This is a genomic window from Enterobacter sp. N18-03635, assembly GCF_004006055.1.
Classification (GTDB): Bacteria; Pseudomonadota; Gammaproteobacteria; order Enterobacterales; family Enterobacteriaceae; genus Enterobacter; species Enterobacter vonholyi.
In genome coordinates this window covers 2104713-2124297 of record NZ_CP034769.1, presented here as the reverse complement: position 1 = coordinate 2124297, position 19585 = coordinate 2104713, and the positions used below count along the sequence as shown (strand labels likewise).

Annotated in this window: 23 protein-coding genes; 10 read left to right on the top strand and 13 right to left on the bottom strand. The window is 57.3% G+C overall.

What is annotated here, in order from left to right:
- Positions 1-42 precede the first annotated feature (42 nt).
- On the top strand, positions 43-702 hold the full coding sequence (locus ELK40_RS10925; protein ID WP_127730755.1) for an O-methyltransferase: 660 nt from the start codon (positions 43-45) through the stop codon (positions 700-702).
- Positions 703-772: 70 nt separating this feature from the next.
- Here ELK40_RS10925 and hrpA read toward each other — a convergent pair whose 3' ends face one another.
- The gene (gene hrpA / locus ELK40_RS10920) at positions 773-4675 is read right to left on the bottom strand and encodes an ATP-dependent RNA helicase HrpA (protein WP_127730753.1); all 3903 of its coding nucleotides are present in this window, start codon (positions 4673-4675) and stop codon (positions 773-775) included.
- A 205-nt stretch (positions 4676-4880) separates the two neighbouring features.
- Between hrpA and azoR the strand changes: the two genes are divergently transcribed.
- A complete protein-coding gene (azoR, locus tag ELK40_RS10915; RefSeq protein ID WP_008502313.1) occupies positions 4881-5486 on the top strand; it encodes an FMN-dependent NADH-azoreductase in 606 nt (201 codons plus the stop codon).
- A gap of 90 nt (positions 5487-5576) precedes the next feature.
- Positions 5577-6263 carry an RluA family pseudouridine synthase gene (locus ELK40_RS10910; RefSeq protein WP_127730751.1) on the top strand — a complete coding sequence of 229 codons (687 nt, stop codon included), beginning with the start codon at positions 5577-5579 and terminating at the stop codon, positions 6261-6263.
- Between the two features lie 7 nt (positions 6264-6270).
- On the opposite strand, the gene ELK40_RS10905 is transcribed toward ELK40_RS10910, so the two are convergent.
- A complete protein-coding gene (locus ELK40_RS10905; protein ID WP_115875000.1) occupies positions 6271-6810 on the bottom strand; it encodes a DUF2058 domain-containing protein in 540 nt (179 codons plus the stop codon).
- A gap of 140 nt (positions 6811-6950) precedes the next feature.
- On the opposite strand from ELK40_RS10905, the gene ELK40_RS10900 reads away from it, so the two are divergent.
- The 3 genes from ELK40_RS10900 (at position 6951) to ELK40_RS10890 (ending at position 9577) form a co-directional block, all read left to right on the top strand.
- On the top strand, positions 6951-7427 hold the full coding sequence (locus ELK40_RS10900) for a GNAT family N-acetyltransferase (RefSeq protein WP_127730749.1): 477 nt from the start codon (positions 6951-6953) through the stop codon (positions 7425-7427).
- Positions 7428-7550: 123 nt separating this feature from the next.
- A complete protein-coding gene (locus tag ELK40_RS10895; protein ID WP_127730747.1) occupies positions 7551-8525 on the top strand; it encodes a DUF1852 domain-containing protein in 975 nt (324 codons plus the stop codon).
- Between the two features lie 23 nt (positions 8526-8548).
- Entirely contained in the window at positions 8549-9577 is a 1029-nt protein-coding gene (locus ELK40_RS10890; RefSeq protein ID WP_048030571.1) for a methionine synthase, read from the top strand.
- Positions 9578-9581: 4 nt separating this feature from the next.
- Here the strand turns inward: ELK40_RS10890 and ELK40_RS10885 are convergent, their stop codons facing one another.
- Positions 9582-10514, bottom strand: coding sequence for a LysR family transcriptional regulator (locus ELK40_RS10885; RefSeq protein ID WP_127730745.1), 933 nt, complete (start codon positions 10512-10514; stop codon positions 9582-9584).
- Between the two features lie 95 nt (positions 10515-10609).
- Between ELK40_RS10885 and ELK40_RS10880 the strand changes: the two genes are divergently transcribed.
- Both ELK40_RS10880 and ELK40_RS10875 read left to right on the top strand, forming a co-directional pair.
- Positions 10610-11044: a DMT family transporter gene (locus tag ELK40_RS10880; RefSeq protein ID WP_127730743.1), complete on the top strand. Its 435-nt coding sequence runs from the start codon at positions 10610-10612 to the stop codon at positions 11042-11044.
- A gap of 3 nt (positions 11045-11047) precedes the next feature.
- On the top strand, positions 11048-11506 hold the full coding sequence (locus ELK40_RS10875; protein ID WP_127730741.1) for a DMT family transporter: 459 nt from the start codon (positions 11048-11050) through the stop codon (positions 11504-11506).
- Positions 11507-11508: 2 nt separating this feature from the next.
- Here ELK40_RS10875 and ELK40_RS10870 read toward each other — a convergent pair whose 3' ends face one another.
- From ELK40_RS10870 to ELK40_RS10835, 8 genes are read right to left on the bottom strand one after another with little or no spacing between them, the layout of a single operon-like run.
- Positions 11509-12036: a DUF3833 domain-containing protein gene (locus tag ELK40_RS10870; protein ID WP_111964680.1), complete on the bottom strand. Its 528-nt coding sequence runs from the start codon at positions 12034-12036 to the stop codon at positions 11509-11511.
- On the bottom strand, positions 12033-12557 hold the full coding sequence (locus ELK40_RS10865; RefSeq protein WP_115874994.1) for a hypothetical protein: 525 nt from the start codon (positions 12555-12557) through the stop codon (positions 12033-12035). Before ELK40_RS10865 ends, ELK40_RS10870 begins: the two co-directional genes overlap by 4 nt.
- The gene (locus tag ELK40_RS10860; RefSeq protein WP_127730740.1) at positions 12554-13039 is read right to left on the bottom strand and encodes a DUF2878 domain-containing protein; all 486 of its coding nucleotides are present in this window, start codon (positions 13037-13039) and stop codon (positions 12554-12556) included. Before ELK40_RS10860 ends, ELK40_RS10865 begins: the two co-directional genes overlap by 4 nt.
- Entirely contained in the window at positions 13036-14256 is a 1221-nt protein-coding gene (locus tag ELK40_RS10855; protein WP_127730738.1) for a cyclopropane-fatty-acyl-phospholipid synthase family protein, read from the bottom strand. Before ELK40_RS10855 ends, ELK40_RS10860 begins: the two co-directional genes overlap by 4 nt.
- The gene (locus ELK40_RS10850; protein WP_127730736.1) at positions 14253-14975 is read right to left on the bottom strand and encodes a DUF1365 domain-containing protein; all 723 of its coding nucleotides are present in this window, start codon (positions 14973-14975) and stop codon (positions 14253-14255) included. Before ELK40_RS10850 ends, ELK40_RS10855 begins: the two co-directional genes overlap by 4 nt.
- Position 14976: 1 nt before the next feature.
- Complete coding sequence (locus tag ELK40_RS10845; protein ID WP_127730734.1) at positions 14977-16236, bottom strand: FAD-dependent oxidoreductase; 1260 nt, start codon at positions 16234-16236, stop codon at positions 14977-14979.
- Positions 16233-16952 (bottom strand): SDR family NAD(P)-dependent oxidoreductase, encoded by a 720-nt coding sequence (locus tag ELK40_RS10840; protein ID WP_127730732.1) that lies wholly within the window; start codon positions 16950-16952, stop codon positions 16233-16235. Before ELK40_RS10840 ends, ELK40_RS10845 begins: the two co-directional genes overlap by 4 nt.
- Positions 16949-17383 carry a nuclear transport factor 2 family protein gene (locus tag ELK40_RS10835; protein WP_127730730.1) on the bottom strand — a complete coding sequence of 145 codons (435 nt, stop codon included), beginning with the start codon at positions 17381-17383 and terminating at the stop codon, positions 16949-16951. Before ELK40_RS10835 ends, ELK40_RS10840 begins: the two co-directional genes overlap by 4 nt.
- A gap of 257 nt (positions 17384-17640) precedes the next feature.
- On the opposite strand from ELK40_RS10835, the gene ELK40_RS10830 reads away from it, so the two are divergent.
- Together ELK40_RS10830 and ELK40_RS10825 are read left to right on the top strand one after the other, a co-directional pair.
- On the top strand, positions 17641-17838 hold the full coding sequence (locus ELK40_RS10830; RefSeq protein WP_023311615.1) for a hypothetical protein: 198 nt from the start codon (positions 17641-17643) through the stop codon (positions 17836-17838).
- Position 17839: 1 nt separating this feature from the next.
- The gene (locus ELK40_RS10825) at positions 17840-18628 is read left to right on the top strand and encodes a hypothetical protein (RefSeq protein WP_115874987.1); all 789 of its coding nucleotides are present in this window, start codon (positions 17840-17842) and stop codon (positions 18626-18628) included.
- Between the two features lie 67 nt (positions 18629-18695).
- On the opposite strand, the gene ELK40_RS10820 is transcribed toward ELK40_RS10825, so the two are convergent.
- Both ELK40_RS10820 and ELK40_RS10815 read right to left on the bottom strand, forming a co-directional pair.
- The gene (locus ELK40_RS10820; protein WP_127730728.1) at positions 18696-19097 is read right to left on the bottom strand and encodes a VOC family protein; all 402 of its coding nucleotides are present in this window, start codon (positions 19095-19097) and stop codon (positions 18696-18698) included.
- Positions 19098-19166: 69 nt separating this feature from the next.
- Entirely contained in the window at positions 19167-19505 is a 339-nt protein-coding gene (locus ELK40_RS10815; protein ID WP_115874985.1) for a winged helix-turn-helix transcriptional regulator, read from the bottom strand.
- Positions 19506-19585 lie beyond the last annotated feature (80 nt).

The following is a 19585-nucleotide window of genomic DNA, read 5'->3' as shown; positions in this document are numbered from 1 at the left end:
CCTCTCCCACACGGAGAGGGAGAAAACCCAAGGAGTCAATCTATGCAACAAAAATGGTCTGCCGTAGATAATTACATGATTTCTTCTCTTATCCCTGACGATGACGTACTGAATCAGGTTCTGGAAAACAACAAACGCGCCGGGCTCCCCGAGCACGACGTAGCGGCCAATCAGGGGCAGCTGCTGGCGCTGTTCGTGCGCATGACGCAGGCAAGACGTGTTCTTGAGATCGGGACGCTGGGTGCCTATAGCTCAATCTGGATGGCGCGCGCCCTGCCGCCGGACGGTAAGCTGATTACGCTTGAGGCCGATCCCACGCATGCCCGCGTTGCGCGCGAGAATATTCAGCTTTCGGGGTTAAACGAACGCATTGAATTAATTGAGGGCCCGGCGCTGAGTTCGCTGGAGAATTTCGGCGACGTTCCCCCGTTCGACCTGATCTTTATTGATGCCGATAAGCCAAACAATCCCGGCTATCTGGAGTGGGCGCTGCACTATTCCCGCCCCGGTACGGTGATTATCGGCGATAACGTGGTGCGCGATGGCGAGGTCATTAACGGGCAAAGCGACGACGCGCGCGTGCTGGGGGTGCGGCGTTTTATTGAGATGATAGGGGATAATCCGCGTTTAACCGCCACCGCGCTGCAAACGGTGGGGGTTAAGGGATGGGATGGGTTTACGCTGGCGATTGTGAACGGGTGAAAATTGTGCGGGCTGATGCCCTCACCCCGACCCTCTCCCACAGGGAGAGGGAGAAAACCGGGCAAGGGTTTTAAGCTGAAATCTGCTCCATCGCCTGCAGGATACGCTTATCCGAAATCGGATACGGCGTACCGAGCTGCTGGGCAAAGAAGCTGACGCGCAGCTCCTCGATCATCCAGCGGATCGCTTGCACGTCTTCATCGTCGCGGCGGGCAGGCGGCAGTTTGTTGAGCCACTGCTGCCACGCCTGCTGGACGCTCTCCACTTTCAGCATCTGCGCGCGGTCGCGGTGCGGGTCGATGGCCATCTTCTCCAGCCGTTTTTCAATCGCCTGCAGATAACGCAGCGTATCGCCGAGACGATTGAAGCCGTTGCCGGTCACAAAGCCGCGGTAAACCAGGCCGGCCATCTGCGCCTTCACGTCTGACAGCCCGAGCGCCATGGTCATATCCACGCGCCCCTTCAGGCGCTTGTTGATATTGAACACGGTGGTGAGGATCTGCTCCACCTGCTTCGCGATGTCCACCACGGTGTCGTTCAGCTCCGCGCGCACCTTTTCATGCAGCTGGGCAAAGCCCTCTTCCGTCCAGACCGGACCGCCCGCCTCGTGGATCAGTTTGTCCACGCCGCAGGAGATGCAGTCGTCAATCAGATCCAGCACTTTGCCGTACGGGTTAAAGTAGAGCCCCAGCTTGGCCTTGTTCGGCAGCTTCTCGTGCAGATACTTGATCGGCGACGGGATGTTGAGCAGCAGCAGGCGACGCAGCCCGCGCCACATCATCTGCTGCTGTTCCTGCGGGTTATCAAACAGTTTGATTGCCACGCTGTCGCGCTCGTCCACCAGCGCAGGCCAGGCTTTGACCTTATAGTTGCCGCGCTTCTGTTCGTAGCTCTCCGGAAGCTGGCCAAAGCTCCAGATGTGCAGCCCGCTCTGCTCGATGCCGTCGTCGGCCACCGCAGAGAGCGTCTCCTGGACTTTGCCTTTCAGCGCCTCTTTCAGCTCGCTCAACGAACGCCCTTCCAGCAGCTTTTTGTTTTTATCGTCCACCACGCGGAAGGTGATTTTCAGGTGATCGGGCACCTGATCCCAGTTCCAGTCGTCGCGGTCGATGGTCGTCCCGGTCATGCGGCGGAATTCACGCTCCAGCGCGTCCAGCAGCGGCAGCTCCAGCGGCGTGACGCGGCCCAAAAACGCTTCCGCGTAGTTTGGCGCAGGCACAAAGTTGCGGCGCACCGGTTTCGGCAGGGATTTGATCAGCGCAATCACCAGCTCGCGGCGCAGGCCGGGGATTTGCCACTCGAACCCGCTCTCGTCAACCTGGTTTAACAGCGGCAGCGGAATGTGGACGGTCACGCCGTCCGCGTCTGCCCCTGGCTCAAACTGATAGGTCAGACGCAGCTTGAGGTTGCCCTGATGCCAGAAGTTCGGGTAGTCGAGCTTGCTGACCGACTCCGCGCCCTCTTTAATCAGCATGCTCTTTTCAAAGTTGAGCAGGTCCGGCGTCTCTTTGCTGGCCTTCTTCCACCAGCTGTCGAAATGGCGGGCGGAAATCACATCATGGCTGATGCGCTGGTCATAAAACTCGAACAGCGCTTCATCATCCACCAGAATGTCGCGGCGGCGGGACTTGTGCTCAAGCTCCTCCACTTCCGCGCGCAGCTTCAGGTTTTCGCGGAAGAAGGCGTGGCGCGTCTGCCAGTCACCCTCCACCAGCGCGTGGCGGATAAACAGCTCGCGGCACAGAGCCGGATCGATCTGGCTGTAGTTGACCTTACGCGCGGCGACCACCGGCAGGCCGTAAACGGTCACTTTTTCGGTCGCCATCACCGCGCCCTGCGCGCGCTCCCAGTGCGGTTCACTGTACGAGCGCTTAAGCAGATGCTGCGCCACCGGCTCCACCCATTCCGGATCGATACGGGCGGCAATGCGTCCCCACAGGCGGCTGGTTTCCACCAGCTCCGCGACCATGGTCCACTTCGGCGGCTTCTTGAAAAGGCCAGAACCCGGGAAGATGGCGAAACGGGCGTTGCGCGCGCCGGTATACTCCTGCTTCTCGGCGTCCTTCATCCCAATGTGGGACAGCAGGCCGGTCAGCAGCGCGATATGGATTTCGCGGTACTCCGCCGGTTCGCTGTTCACCGGAATGCCCAGCTCTTTCACCACCTGGCGCAGCTGGGTGTAGATATCCTGCCACTCGCGCACGCGCAGGTAGTTGAGGAAATCCACGCGGCACTGGCGGCGGAACTGGTTCGAGGAAAGCGCTTTCTGCTGCTCGCCGAGGTAGTTCCACAGGTTCACGAAGGCGAGGAAATCGGACTCTTTGTCGTGGAAGCGGCGGTGCTTTTCGTCAGACGCCTGCTGTTTGTCCATCGGGCGCTCGCGCGGGTCCTGAATGGAGAGCGCAGAGGTGATGATCATCGCCTCGCGCACGCAGCCGTGCTTTTGCGCTTCCAGAACCATGCGCGCCAGACGCGGGTCGACCGGCAATTGACTGAGCTGGCGGCCCAGCGGCGTCAGCTTGTAGACCGTCGCCTGCTCGTCGGTGGTAATCGCCCCGAGCTCTTCCAGCAGACGCACGCCGTCCTGAATGTTGCGTTTATCCGGCGCTTCGACGAACGGGAACGCCGCGATGTCGCCCAGCCCCAGCGCGGTCATCTGCAGGATAACGGACGCCAGGTTGGTGCGCAGAATTTCCGGGTCGGTAAACTCCGGGCGCGACAGGAAATCATCTTCGGAATAGAGACGAATACAGATCCCTTCCGACACGCGGCCGCAGCGGCCCTTACGCTGGTTAGCGGACGCCTGGGAGACCGGCTCAATCGGCAGCCGCTGGACCTTGGTGCGGTAGCTGTAGCGGCTGATGCGCGCCGTGCCCGGGTCGATAACGTATTTAATTCCCGGCACGGTCAGCGAGGTTTCCGCCACGTTGGTCGCCAGGACGATGCGGCGCCCGCCGTGCGGCTGGAAGACGCGGTTCTGCTCGCTGTTTGACAGACGGGCGTAGAGCGGCAGGATCTCGGTATGGCGCAGGTCGCGCTTGCTGAGCGCATCGGCGGTATCGCGGATTTCGCGTTCGCCGCTCATGAAGATCAGAATGTCGCCCGCGCTTTCGTTACCCAACTCGTCAACGGCATCGAAGATGGCCTGCAGCTGGTCGCGCTCGGTATCATCCGCCTCTTCCACAATCGGGCGATAGCGCACTTCCACGGGATACGTGCGACCTGACACCTCGATAATCGGCGCATTGTTGAAGTGCTTCGAGAAGCGCTCCGGATCGATGGTCGCGGAGGTGATGATGATTTTCAGATCCGGGCGGCGCGGCAGCAGCTCTTTCAGGTAGCCGAGCAGGAAATCGATGTTCAGGCTGCGCTCGTGCGCTTCGTCAATGATGATGGTGTCGTACTGCATCAGCAGGCGATCCTGCTGGATTTCCGCCAGCAGAATACCGTCGGTCATCAGCTTGACCATGGTGTTATCGCTCACGTGGTCGCTGAAACGGACCTTGTAGCCGATGCAGCCGCCCGGCTCCGTCTGCAGCTCTTCGGCAATACGGTTGGCAACGGTGCGCGCCGCCAGACGACGCGGCTGGGTGTGGCCAATCAGGCCTTTGATCCCGCGGCCCAGTTCCATACAGATTTTCGGCAGCTGGGTGGTTTTCCCCGAACCGGTTTCACCCGCGACAATCACCACCTGGTGGTCGCGGACGGCCTCAAGGATGTCCTGTTTTTTCTGGCTGACGGGCAGGTTTTCCGGGTAGGTAATCGCCGGTCGCGCGGCTTCGCGCAGCAAGACTTTCCCTGCCGCCTGTTCAATCTCTTTCGCCATCTCCTGGTAAATGGCCTGCTGAGCATCAGGATTTTTAACCTTCTTAACGCCGTGCAGACGGCGGGCGAAACGCTGTTTGTCGCGCAGCATCAGAGAATCGAGCTGTTGCAGGAGCATCGGGAAGGTGAATTTTTGTTGTTCTGTCATAGCGTTAAAGGGCAGTACACGCCCTGATAAATTCTCTTTTTAATGATTGCTATAGAGTACCACAATGACGCCTTTCGCGCCTTATTCAAAAAATTCGAACATAGGCTTCGATATATTGCGCTATCTCTATGGCAGGATTGTGAATAGAGTGTCAACAAGCAACGGGGCAACCCCCTTCAATCAAATGCAAAAACAGGAATCACCCATGAGCAAAGTATTAGTTTTGAAATCCAGTATTCTGGCAGGGTACTCTCAGTCTGGTCAGCTGTCTGATTACTTCGTTGAACAGTGGCGTGAACAGCATTCTGCTGACGAAATCACCGTGCGTGACCTGGCTGCAAACCCAATTCCTGTGCTGGATGGTGAGCTGGTTGGCGCGCTGCGCCCAAGCGATGCGCCGCTGAGCCCACGTCAGCAGGAAGCCCTGGCGCTCTCTGACGAGCTGATTGCCGAGCTGCAGGCGCACGACGTTATCGTCATCAACGCCCCAATGTACAACTTCAACATCCCTACCCAGCTGAAGAACTACTTCGACCTGGTGGCACGCGCTGGCGTAACCTTCCGTTACACCGAGAATGGCCCTGAAGGTCTGGTGAAAGGCAAACGTGCGATCGTACTGACCAGCCGTGGCGGCATTCATAAAGACACCCCAACCGACCTGGTTGCGCCGTACCTGAGCCTGTTCCTGGGCTTCATCGGCATCACTGACGTGAACTTCGTGTTCGCTGAAGGCATCGCCTACGGTCCTGAAGTGGCGACCAAAGCGCAGACCGACGCGAAAGCCGCTATCGACAGCCTGGTTGCAGCGTAAGACTTCACCCTCTCACCGCCCGGTGGGAGGGTTTTTCTTTTCCCCCGCATTTCGTTATCATCCGCTCCCACTCTCCAGCCGGGCGGCCCGATGTCTGCGATTATTGATTCTTTTATAGCCCCACCGTGTCACGATGACATTCAGATCCTCTGGCAGGATGAACATCTGCTGCTGATCGATAAGCCTTACGGCCTGCTCAGCCTCTCGGGCAAAAACCCGCAAAACCTTGATTCCGTTCACTATCGTCTGGTCCAGACCTTCCCTGGCTGCACGCTGGTACACCGCCTGGATTTCGGCACCTCCGGGCTGATGGTGGTTGCGCGCAATAAGGCCATCAACGCGGCACTGTGCCAGCAGTTCAGCCAGCGTAGCGTGGAGAAAGTCTACAGCGCCCTGCTTTGTGGCCACGTGGAAAATGATGAAGGGGTTATTGATGCGCCGATTGCCAAAGACCCGGCGCTGTTCCCGCTGATGTCGATCTGCGCCATCACCGGGAAACCCGCCCGCTCCCGCTATCGGGTGGTGGAACGGTTTTATCAGGAGACGGGACTGCCGTTAACGCGGGTTGAACTTACTCCGGAGACCGGGCGAACCCATCAGCTGCGTATTCACTGCCAGCGGCTGGGGCACCCGATTCTGGGCTGCGATCTGTATGGTGGTCTTGACGTACCGGGCGCTGAAGGAACGCCCCGGCTGATGCTGCATGCCAGCGAGCTGAATTTTATTCATCCCGTGAGCGGAGAGCCGGTTAACGCCCGTCACGCCGCCCCGTTCTGAACGCGTTTTACCACATCAAATCGTCAGGGATTTTGAAGTCCGCGTACGGATCGTCTTCGTCCTGCTCTTCCTGGCTGAGCGCGCTGTTTAACACGATGCTGTCGGCATCGCGCTGGGCAATTTTATCGGCCACCACCGCCGGGATAATTGCGTATTCGCAGTCGCCGCTGGCGTTAATCACCAGACGGGCAATCGCCAGACGACCGTTGATCAGCTGAGCCTGGGTTTGCTTGTCGACGTCGATTTTTTTGATCAGATTACCGTCGGTGAAATTAAAGGTGATGTTGCCTTTCGCCACGGTGATGCGATTCATCTCAATCAGCTGCTTCACCTGCGCCTTAAACTCTTTCGCCATCACGGCCTGCTTCTGCTGCTCGCTCAGCAGCTTGTCACGCTCGATCTGCGCCTTCTTGTTCTCTTCTACCGCTTCACGAGCCTCACGCGCCTGAACGCGTGATTTCTTTGCCGTGCGCTGCACTTTCGCCGCTTTCTTGCTGCTGACCAGGCCCGCTTTCAGCATCTGCTCTTGTAAGGTGAGTTTTGTCATGATTGTTTCTAAACCGGTTGGAAATTTGGGGATTATAGCGTCATTAAGGGCGTGCCGAAACATAAGTAAAACATAGGACGGTTCACCTTAACCGTCTGATAATTTGACGCCTGCAAAATAAAACACAATGGAACACTCCAATGATAACGATTCAAAAAGCCGACCTGCACTCTTCTGAATCCCTGAGTCTGATTGAAAAATTATCATCAGAACTGGCGAACATTACCGGGGATGGCGGTACGCGTCATTTTAACGTCGACTCGATGATGGCCGAACGCGCCCTGTGGTTGGTCGCCAGGAATGAAACAGGTGATGCCGTTGGATGTGCCGCACTACGACCACTTTCCGAACAGGTTGCCGAGCTGAAACGCATGTATTCCGACAGGAGCGAGCCGGGTATTGGTAAGGTTTTACTGGCTTTTCTTGAAGCGTCGGCACAGCGTTTAGGTTATAGCGAAATCTGGCTAGAAACCCGACACGTTAATGCTCGTGCGGTGAAATTCTATGAGCGAAATGGCTACCGCGTAATTGACAACTATGGTCCCTACATCGGCAGGCAAGAAGCCGTCTGCTTAGCAAAAAAACTGGCACTAAACGGGAGTCGTGGGAATTTGTGATCAACATCATGAACTTCCCTCATGTTGCAGTGAAATTAAGTCACTTCCCCTGCGCCGCGGGCTCAGGCATAAATTATGCATTGGTAACTTCTTAGCAACATGAACTTAGGATGCATAACCACAATGAGCAAAGCTTTCACATATACCCTTAAGCGCAGTTGCTTCGATGAGAATTACAACCCGTCTGAAAATACGCGTACGACCACCAACTTTGCCAACCTGGCGCGCGGGGAAAAACGTCAGGAAAACCTGCGCAATACGCTGGTGATGATCAACAACCGCTTCAACGCTCTGGCGCGCTGGGATAACCCAAACGCCGATCGCTATGCGGTTGAGCTTGAAATCATCTCTGTCGATTTGAACATTGGCGCGGAAAAGCCGTTCCCGGCTATTGAGATACTGCAAACCACTATTGTCGACAAGAAAAACAACCTGCGCATCCCTGGCATCGTCGGGAATAACTTCTCGTCTTACGTGCGGGATTATGATTTCAGCGTCCTGCTGCTGGAGCACAACAAGAACCAGCAGCACTTCAGCATCCCGGAAAAGTTTGGCGAACTGCACGGTAATATTTTCCGCCATTTTGTGAGTTCACCGGAATACAAAGAGAACTTCACAAAAGGACCGGTGATTTGCCTGAGCGTCTCCAGCAAAGATACCTATCGCCGCACCGGCAACCAGCACCCCGTGCTGGGCGTTGAGTATCAGCCGGACGGCGAATCGCTAACGGAGCAGTACTTCGCGAAGATGGGCCTGAGCGTGCGCTACTTTATGCCGGAACACAGCGTGGCGCCGTTCGCCTTCTTCTTCACCGGGGATTTGCTGAGCGACTACACCGATCTCGAACTGATCGCCACCATCAGCACGATGGAGACGTTCCAGAAGATCTATCGCCCGGAGATTTATAACGCCAACTCGGCGGCCGGGCTGTGCTACCGACCGGATCTGAACCAGCAGGATCACTCCTTAACCAAAATTGTGTATGACCGGGAAGAGCGAAGCCGTCTGGCGATTGAACAGGGTCGATTTACCGAAGAATACTTTATTAAGCCTTACAAACACATTCTTGAGCAGTGGTCTGATAACTACACGCTTTAATACATTAAAAAAGGTCTTTTATTATGAAAACATTGCTCCCGACTTCTACCGCTGGCAGCCTGCCAAAGCCGACCTGGCTTGCGCAACCTGAAACGCTGTGGTCACCCTGGAAATTACAGGATCAGGAACTGCTGGCGGGCAAGCAGGATGCGCTGCGCCTGTCTCTGGATGAGCAGATCCGTGCGGGAATCGATATCGTCAGCGACGGGGAACAGACCCGCCAGCACTTCGTCACCACCTTCATTGAACACCTGAGCGGCGTTGATTTTGAGAATCGCCAGACGGTGCGCATTCGTAACCGCTATGACGCCAGCGTGCCGACCGTGGTTTCTGCGGTTGCGCGTCAGAAACCGGTCTTCGTCGACGATGCAAAGTACCTGCGCCAGCTCACGGACAAGCCGATCAAATGGGCCCTGCCGGGGCCGATGACCATGATCGACACCCTTTACGACGCGCACTATAAAAGCCGCGAAAAGCTGGCCTGGGAATTCGCCAAAATCCTCAATCAGGAAGCGCGAGAGCTAGAGGCCGCAGGCGTGGATATTATCCAGTTCGACGAACCGGCGTTTAACGTCTTTTTTGATGAGGTCAACGACTGGGGTATCGCCGCGCTGGAGCGCGCCATTGAAGGGCTGAAGTGCGAAACCGCTGTACACATTTGCTACGGCTACGGCATCAAGGCCAATACCGACTGGAAGAAAACGCTCGGATCCGAGTGGCGCCAGTACGAAGAGGCCTTCCCTAAGCTGCAGACGTCTAACATCGACATCATCTCCCTGGAGTGCCACAACTCACGCGTGCCGATGGATCTGCTTGAGCTGATCCGCGGTAAGAAAGTGATGGTTGGCGCGATTGACGTGGCAACCAACACGGTTGAAACGCCGGAGGAAGTGGCCGATACGCTGCGAAAAGCGCTGCAGTTTGTCGATGCGGACAAGCTTTATCCGTCAACCAACTGCGGCATGGCTCCCCTCTCCCGTCAGGTGGCTAACGGCAAGCTGAGAGCACTCAGCGCTGGCGCAGAGATTATCCGCAAAGAGCTTGGCGCGTAATCCCTTACGTTTGCCAGTAAAGCGGCGTACCAAAACGCTCAACGTAATAATCAATTACCGCCCTGACGTTCAGGGGCGGATGTCGGGCATCAGGGTAGATCGCCGCGATCGCCTGCTGTTCCGTATTGATGGCACACTCCAGCGCGGGCAGGAGCGGAATCAGCTCACCGCGCTGGAGCGGCTCGCTCACCAGCCAGTCCGGGAACAGCACGATCCCCATCCCGCCAAGCGCCGCAGCCAGAAGCGCTTCCGCATTATTCGAGGTCATCAAAGGCGTTACGGGATAGTGTCTCCACGCCTCGCCCGCCCTGCGCAACAGCCAGCGGTTGGGCCCTGACGATCCGCGATAGACCAGACAGTGATTGCGATTCAGATCGTCCGGCCCTTCAGGCGCACCGTGTCGGCGCACGTAGCCAGGCGACGCCGCAAGATGATACACCTGCTGCCCGAACACCCGCGCGTGAAAAGATGAGTCCGTTAGCACGCCAATCCGGAAGATAACGTCGGCGGCATCCCGGTGCGGGTCGATAAAATCATCGGTCAGCGTCAGCTCTACGTTCAGGCGGGGATAGCGTACCGACAGGCCGGGAAGGCCGGGCGCAATGTGCTTCTGGCCGAAAAACACCGGTCCGTTAATGCGGATCGCACCGGACGGTTCCACCGCACGCGCGTCCAGCTCCCGTCGCGCCTCTTCCAGGTTTTCCGCCATTGACCGGGCGTAGCGGATAAACAGATGACCGCTTTCCGTGGGAATGACGGCCCGCGTATTGCGATAGAAAAGCTGCTGCCCGAGCGCATCCTCAAGCTGGTGGATCACGCGCGATATCTGCGAGGCCGAAATGCCCTGCCGCCGCGCCACGACGGAGAAATTCTGCGCTTCATACACGTCGATGAAGATCAGCAGCGTGCGAATGTTGATATTGCTGGCGTCAACCATTAATGCATTTCTCGCAAAGGTGTTTCCACCATTATGGCATTTTTCTCACTGGACAACCCACGTAATCTTCTTCGCCTGAAAACGGAGGAAGAAGAATGCAGTTTGTTTTGATTTTACTGGTGATTGCTGGCGGGATGGGCCTCTCCGTCGAGGCGGGGCTGCTGGGACCGCTGGGGGGAAAAGTCGGAGATTTATGGGCGACGTTCAGCATTTTTGGCGTGGGTGCCGCGCTGACGTTTCTGCTGATGCTGTTTTTCAGCCCGCGCAACAGCCCGTCGTTTTTCGCACAGCCCGGCTGGCAGCTGCTCGGCGGCGTGCTCGGTCCGGTATACGTGGTCATCCTGACCGTGGCGACACCCGCCATCGGCATTGCCATGACCATGATTGGTATTCTGGCCGGCCAGGTCTTTAAAAGCCTGATCATTGATCACTATGGTCTGCTGGGTTCGCCGCACAGGAAGATAAACGCAAAGCGCATTATTGCACTGGGGTTCATTATTGCGGCACTGGTTCTGGTCGCGCAGGGGTAACGTATGACACTGATTATGATTCTTCTGGCCGTATGCGGCGGCGCGACGCTGAGCATTCAGGCCGCAATCAACGGACAGCTCGGCAGCAGCGTGGGCGTATTCAAAAGCGCGTTTCTGACCTTTTCCGTCGGCGCGCTGGTGACCGCCCTGCTGATTTTCTTCTTTGAGCCTAAGCAGGCCGTCAGCCTGCTGGACGTGCCGAAATGGCAGCTTCTCGGCGCAATGTTTGGCGTGCCCTATATCGTGATAATGGTCCTCGCCGTACAGCGCATCGGCACCGCCGTCGCCACGGTGGCGGTCATATTCGGCCAGCTCGCCATGAGCATGTTGATTGATAACTTTGGCTGGCTGGGTAATGCCGCTATTCCCTTTTCGCCGAGCCGTCTGGGGGCGGTAGTCTGCCTGGGTATTGCTCTCTGGTTCATCTACTCGAGCAGTAAAATTCACAGCACCCGCGACTAGACTCATGTCTTACGGGTAAAGAACAGCGTTACCGTGGCGACGGTGACGCCCAGTTTCTTCATCTCGGTTTTATTAAACAGATGGTTCTCATCCTGCAGGTACATCCAGTCGTCAAAGTTCAGTAGCCACGTGCTCCCGTTGGCCTTCACGTTCATGCTGTAATGCCAGTTGAACGCGTTGCCGGCGGCCTGCCCCGTCGCCACCCCTTCGATATCCCCCGCCGTTCCCTCGTAGCGATCGTTCCCCAGGCGCCGGATATGCCAGACTCGCTGCTGCTTCTCACCGTCGTCATAAACGAAGTGCTCGTTGAGCGTCAGCGTATCGCCAATTACATCCCCGGCAATCTCAACGTGAAAGCGGCGGATCTGCTTGCCGCTGCGATCCTGCACCATCCCCCACGCTTCAGTTTTACCCTGGAAGTAGTGGAAGATATCCAGCCGCGGCTGCTGCTGGCGGTACTCGGTCACCTCCGTGCTACAGCCCGCCAGAAGCATCGTCAATGCCAGCGCCATCATCAGGAAACGTTTCATTTTTGGCCTCCGATTAACTGCTGACGCAGTTCAGGGTATTGCGTGCGGGGATCGAGCCAGATGGCCAGAAAGCGGGTGCTGAACGCTTCTGACTGGCGTGGTCCCAGGGGAATAAAGGTTTTCTGAAGGGTCGGGTCGCGATACCAGAACTGCCCCTGCTTATCGTTGAGAACAAACGCCAGCTGTGAGCCCTGTCGGACATCAGGCCACAGCGACTGGAGCATCCGCAGCCAGGCTTCGCTTTGCGCTTCCTGCGCCAGGATACCCTGCGCCTGCCACTGGTCGCGGGTCGCCTCGACCAGTTCATCGCGATCGATGTCGCGCGCATAGGTAATAATCAGCGCCTGATCCTGGTCCTCCCGACCGTAACGCCCATCCGGAGTACGCAACTGGGAGGTATAGACCGTGAACGGCCCCCAGGTAAGCGTGGCGTCGCCCACCTTCCGCCACGCCAGCCAGTCGGCGGCCTGGCCAACGGGAACAACCAGCGTCAGACAAAGCAGCAAAAATGCAGCTCTCATTTTTGTCTCCCCATCAGCAGGTGGAAAAACAGCATCAATACCAGCCACCCCGGCGCCATCCAGCTGACGACGATAAAGGTTGGCTCCAGAAACGTGATGGCACCCAGCCGCTCGCCAATCAGGTACGCTACCGGGCCTCCCACGGCGGCAAGCAGGGTCAGCAGCCAGCCGGGCAACGTGGTGGTGCGCGTAAGCTGCGTCCAGACGGTGGCAAACATCAGCCACAATGCCACCATCCATAGCGGCATCAGAGACTCGCCCGTGAAGGCTATCAGTCCCGTCAGCGCCCAGAGCGTATCCAGCAAACTGCCCGCCGCGGCCAGCCCGATGGCGTAAAAACGATATACAGACGGCAAGAGCAGGCACGCCAGGATCGCCAGCGCGAGCCAGATAATCAGGCCCTTTTCGCGAAAGAGCACCACCAGCGTCCAGTAAAGATCGAACGCGACAGCCAGCAGAAAGACCTGAAGATATCGTTTCATACGCGCTCGGCGGTCAGCTGCACCACGCTGATGGTGCGGGCGTTAAACCCGGCTTCGCAGTAGCCAAAGTAGTACAGCCACATGCGGCGAAACCGCTCATCAAAGCCGAGCTTTTCAATCTCCTGCCAGGCGTGGACAAAGCGCTGCCGCCAGTGCGCCAGCGTGCGGGCGTAGTCCGGCCCCATGTCGAACAGATTGCGCACCACGAAATCGGTGTGGCGCGTCATCAGCTCGTTCATCGCGGTGATGCTCGGCAGGAAGCCGCCGGGGAAGATGTAGCGCTGGATAAAATCGACGCTTTTGCTGTAGTCGCGATAGCGCTGGTCCTGAATCGTGATGGCCTGAATCGCCATCCGTCCTCCCGGGCGCAGCCGCGCCTGGCAGGTACGGAAGAACGTGGGCAGATAGCGCTGACCGACGGCTTCAATCATCTCTATCGAGACCAGCTTGTCGTACTGTCCGGTGAGGTCGCGATAGTCGCAGAGCAGCACCTCGACCCGATCCTGCAGTCCGGCGCGCGCAATTCGCTCGGTCGCCCAGACGTATTGCTCCCGCGACAGCGTGGTGGTAGTCACCCGACAGCCATAATGACGGGCCGCGTATTCCGCCATCGCGCCCCAGCCGGTACCGATTTCCAGCAGGTGGTCATTCGGTTCTAGCATTAACTGGTCACACAGGCGCGCCATTTTGGCCTGCTGGGCCGCCGTCAGATCCTGCTCGTCCTCCGTAAACAAGGCGCTGGAATAGAGCAGCTCTTTATCCAGAAAATGGGCATAGAAGGTATTGCCCAGATCGTAATGAGCGGCAATATTTTCACGCGCCTGCGCGCGGGAGTTACGTCGCGTCCAGTGGCGCAGACGCTCCAGCGGCCTGCCGAACAGGCGGAACCCGTTTTCCAGACGGCCAAGCACCTCGCCGTTGAGCGCCAGCAGTTCCAGAAGCGGCGTAAGGTGCGTGGTTTCCCATTCGCCGTCCATCCAGGCTTCTGCGGCAGCAAGGCTACCGCCCATTAAAACTCGCCAGTAAACGCCGGGCGTGAGGATTTGTACGTCGGCGTGCAGCGCGGAGGATGTCTCGCCAAAATGGAAGGTCTGCGCCCCTTCACGCAGGGTGAGCGAGCCGCCGCGGATACCGCTTAACAGACGAAAAAGCAGCCAGCGCGCGATGCGCACGTTGCGCGGGATATCGGGTTCTAACGCAAAGACGGGATCGGTCATGAGCGTTCACTCCTGCTGACGGTGTGGTTATACAGCGGCACGCGCTTGAGCCAGAGCCGCAGCGCCTGCCAGTAAATGGCAAAAACGGTTTTCAGGGTCATGAGCGGGATACGCACCAAAAGCCCACGCAGCGCGGGGCGCGTCAAAGGCTCCCGGCGCAGCGCCAGCGTGGCGTCAAAGACCTTCGCTTCCTGATGATTTTCAATGTGCATATGCAGCGTGTTATCCGGGTCGTTAAAGCGCCAGTGGTAGATCATGTCCATTGGATTGAAGGGGGAAACGTGAAACGCTTTTTCCGTGGGCTGTGCATTCTGTCCGTTGACGGCATAGTAATGACGTTCATTCCACGGCGTGTTTCGGACCTCCGCCAGCACCCAGCGCAGCGTCTCCTTCTCGTCATAGCAGTAGTAAAAGTTGACCGGATTGAAATGAAAGCCGAAATAGCGCAGCTGCGTCAGGAGCATGACCCGCCCGTCCGGACGTTCTCCGGTCAGGCTCTCCAGCCTGCTGAGCACGTTCTCCTTAAGCGGCGTGCCGAGCGGATAGTCCGCGTCGTGGAACGAGGCGGCGGCAAAGCGATTGTGCCGTACGCCGACGGACGGCAGCAGCGGCAGTTCATCGAGATCCAGCCAGGCCATAAAGACGCTGTAGCTGAATTCGTGGTTTTTCGGCTGGAGGCGGCGGTGGCGTAATACGCCGTGGTAGAGGCAGCTGTTCATCTTAGCTCCCCTCTCCGGCCGCTATCGCATTGACCACGTCCAGCGCGCTGCGCACGCCATCCTCATGAAAACCGTTGTACCAGTAGGCCCCGCAGTACCAGCTCCGGTTATGACCGTTGATCTCGCCGCGCCGCGCCTGCGCCCGCCAGCTTTGCGGGTTAAACAGCGGATGTTCATAAACGAAGCGTTGCAGAACGAAGCGTTCATCTACCGGTGCGTCAGGGTTCAGGGTGACGCAGAACAGCGGACTGCCCGCAGGCAGCCCCTGCAGAATGTTCATGTTGTAGGTAACACAGGCGCTGGCCTGCTCCTGCGCGCTCAGGCGGTAGTTCCAGCTCGCCCACGCCCGCGGCCGCACCGGCAGCCAGCGCGGGTCGCTGTGCAACACCACCTCGTTGCGCTGCCAGCCAATATCGCCCAGCACCTCGCGCTCTGCGGAGGTGGGATCGTCAAGCATCGCCAGAGCACTGGCGGAGTGGCAGGCAAAAATCACCCGATCGAAAGTATGGCTGCCGTTTTCAAGCTGAAGCGTAACCCCGTCCTCGTGGCGGCTCACCCGCTGCACCGGTGAATTGAGATGCAGCGTCAGCCGATCGCCTAATTTGTCCAGCATCGCACGGATATACTCTCGCGAGCCGCCCGGCACAACGTACCACTGCGGGCGATGGGTGATATCCAGCAGCCCGTGATTCTGGAAGAAACGTAAGAAAAGCGGCAGCGGGAAGCGCTTCATCTCCTGCAGCGAGGATGACCAGATGGCGGCTCCCATCGGCAAAATATAGTGGCGCGCAAAAAACGGCGTAAAGCCGCGCTGGTCCAGAAACGTCTGCAGCGTGGCGTTCGGGTCCACCACCCCATCCAGCGCCTGTTTTGCCAGACGATTGAAGCGGACGATCTCGCCAAGCAGACGCCAGAACGCCGGATTCACCAGGTTGCGACGCTGGGCAAACAGCGACGTCAGGGTGTGACCGTTGTACTCCAGCCCCGTTTCGGGGTTGTGTACCGAAAAGCTCATCTGCGTTTTATGCCCGCTGATGCCCAGCTCGCTGAGCAGGCCCATAAAGCGCGGATAGGTGCGGTCGTTGTAGACGATAAAACCGGTATCGATCGCGTATGTGCCCTGGGGCGTCGTCACGTCAACCGTTGCGGTATGGCCGCCCGGTGTGGATCCCGCTTCAAACAGGGTCACCTGATGATGCCCGGCCAGGCGCCAGGCGCAGGTCAGTCCGGCAATGCCGCTGCCGATAATTGCAATGTTCATGAACGCACCATCCTGCGCAGCAGCGTGCGCTGTAGAAACGCAGGCAGCCCGGAGAGCAGCCGCAAAATGAAGCCAAACCCGGACGGAAACGCGATGTGCATTTTCCCAGCCGCCAGCCCGATACGGATCGCCTTCACCGCCTCGTCGACGGTCACCCTGCCCGGCATGGCGAAATCGTTTTTTTGCGTCAGGGGCGTATCGACAAAGCCCGGGGAAACAACCGTCACGGCAATGCCTTTTGGCTCCCAGTCCAGGCGCAGGCTTTCGGCAAACCAGCTCAGCGCGGCTTTAGACGCGCCATAGGCCTCAGCACGCGGGAAGGGAAGCCAGTGGGCCATCGAACTCACCAGCACCACGCGGTTACCGGCAACCAGCTGCGGCTGTAGCGCCTCAAGGCAGTTCACCGGCCCGAGGAAATTGGTGTTCATGACCCGCTCTACCAGCGCTGCGTCCACCACGCCCTGGTCGAGATATTCGCAGGTACCGGCGCAGAGAATAATCAGATCGGCGTAACTGCCGGTCAGCGCCTGGCGACAGGCGTCCCGGTCCGTCATATCGAACAGACGAACGGTAAGATTGGGGCAGGTCTGATGCAGCGCTTCCAGACGCGCCGGATCGCGCCCGCAGGCAATCACATGGTAGCCGTCAGCGGCAAAGGATTTTGCCAGCCCGGCGCCAATGCCCGAGCTTGCGCCGGTAATCAGCACCGTCTTCATGATTTAACCCTCCGCTTCACGCCGCGTACCGCCCAGCCCAGCAGCGGGAGATGTTCGTAGATCATCTCTCCCGCATCGTAGTAGTCGCGCTGGCGTGTGATGAGATCGTTTTCCGTCTCCACCACCGAGCACCCCGGCAGATCGAGCGGCTCACCTCCGGCAATGCGCGGATGCGACCAGTGCATCACCCAGGTGACAACAAACCGGTTCCCACTGCACAGCGGCGTATCGATAGAAAAACGGCAGTTCTCGACGTTGGCCAGCAGATGGGTGAAATAGCGCTGGAGCGCAAAAATACCGTCATGCTCGCCGAACGGATCGACAAGCGTGGCGTTTGAATGGTAAAGCCCGACCAGCGCGGACGGCGGCTGGCTATCCAGTGCGGCGTAGTACTCAACAAACCGACTCACGACAGAGGGCAAAGTGCTCATGGGTCACATCCTGGCTGTAAACAACGTGGCGTAATCGCATACTTAAAACTTACACAATTAACGTTATTTGTCCAAGTTTGTGCAAATTTATTTTTTATTACTTATAAATATCAACAACTTGATAACTCAATCATTTGACGTTTTTGTAGGCCAGGTAAGGCGTAGCCGCCACCCGGCTTTCACTTTCAGGTTATCCTTAAGGCAAATTCAGCGGTCATCTTCCAGGCTTATCCTTTTTATTCATAAGGATGCCTGACATGAAACGTTTCTTTCTCTCCCTTTTCTCCAGCCCGGAATCCTTACTGCAGGTGATGAGCCAGCAGGAAATTATTGAAGCCGTCGAAGATGGCGACCGCATCATTATCGACCAGGACGGGAACGCCTCCGTTAACTACAAAAGCAACGAGGTGCGGCAGGATTTTCTGCGTCACGTCAACATGCTGAAGAGGGCCTGATATGGGAACGGCGATATTTATGGTGCTGATGGTCTGCGGGTACTGGTACACCAGCCGCGACCTGTCGACCCGCTTTAAAATCAAGCGTTCCTTCGGTTGGGATGTCTATTTTCTCGTTGCACTTTACGGCTGTATTTTCGTTTTGCAGGGGGTGATTGCTACGGGGCTGCTCTGGCTGCTGCTGCTCGCCCTTTCCGCCGCCAATAACGCTTTTCACTTTGCCTCACCGAAATACACCGACTGGCAAATCGACTTTATGAACTGGAGTTTTTTGGGCATCCAGGCGCCAGTTGTCGTGATGCTGGCGTTCGCCATCCTGTTTTGCCTCTACCGCTCTAACTGGGCAGGCAGCGCCAGGCTGGACGGCGAAAGCCGGAAAAAGCTCTACAAACGTCTGGCGCAGTCGAGCGGTATCGAACAGCTGCTATACCAGTGTATGGAACAAGGCGAGCTGGCGCAGGTCACGCTCCGCTCGAGACGGATTTACGTCGGCATGATCCACACCGCGACGCTGGAATATGAAAAAACGGCCAATATCGTGCTGATCCCGATGTTGAGCGGGTACCGGGATGCGAAGACGATGAACCTGCGCATCGAGAATAATTACAGCAGGTGGTATGCGGAGCATGACATTACGCTCGACTCTGAACCCCGCAGCGCCATGTCATTCCGCAAGGTGATTTTACTCAATCAGATTGAGAGCATCTCGCTGTTCGATCCCGCAAGCGCCAGCGCGCTGTCGCTGGCACAGCGGGACGAGAGCCCTGGCCCTAAAGAGACATCCCCATAATTTTGAGTACGCTCTGCTGGGAAGCGTACAGGACAAAAGGCGAATGACACATTATTTGCGGTGGTATTCACGGTTGCGCAGTCTGATAAAGATCCCAGCGGTTGCCGTAAATATCTTCAAACACCGCCACCGTACCGTACTCTTCCTGACGAGGTTCTTCGCAGAAATGAACGCCTTTTGCCTTCATGGCATGGTAATCGCGCCAAAAATCATCCGTCTGAAGGAACAGGAAAACTCTGCCGCCGCATTGATTACCGATAAAACCTTCCTGCCTCTCGTTAGAGGCACGAGCCAGCAGGATATTGCAGTCGCTTTCCGGGTTGGGTGAGACGACTACCCAGCGTTTTCCCGGTTGGGGCGTATCCTCTACGAGGGTAAACCCCAGCTTGTCGGTGTAGTACTCAATGGCGCGATCGTAGTCATCAACCACAATAGCTACGCAGCCAAGGCATCGTTTCTGTGTTCTCATTTTTTCGTTTCCTTTGCACAAATGGGTTACGGATAACGCTATTCCATTGAAGCGTGCTGACCGCCAGGCTTACAGGCTTGCGTAAGCCTCACGTTTTTCTGCCCATTTCAGCATGGCATCAAGCGCCGGGCATAATGCCTGCCCCCAATCGGTGAGGCGATACTCTACTTTCGGTGGCACTTGAGGGTAAACCATCCGCGAAACGATACCGTCGGACTCGAGTTGTCGAAGTTGCTGCGCCAGCATCTTTTGGGAAATACCGGGGATCAGTTTTTCGAAATCAGAATAGCGCTGCACTTTTCCGTCGAAAAGATGAAAAAGAATAATTAATTTCCAGCGCCCTTCCAGCAACCGTAATACTTGCTCCACGCCGCTTGCGGCAGATTCCGGACTATATAACTTACTCATAATTTAGTAACTCACTTTTTCGTGCGTACTTGTCAATTACTCAGTCTATGTTGAATATACCTGTACTGTAAATAATGGGA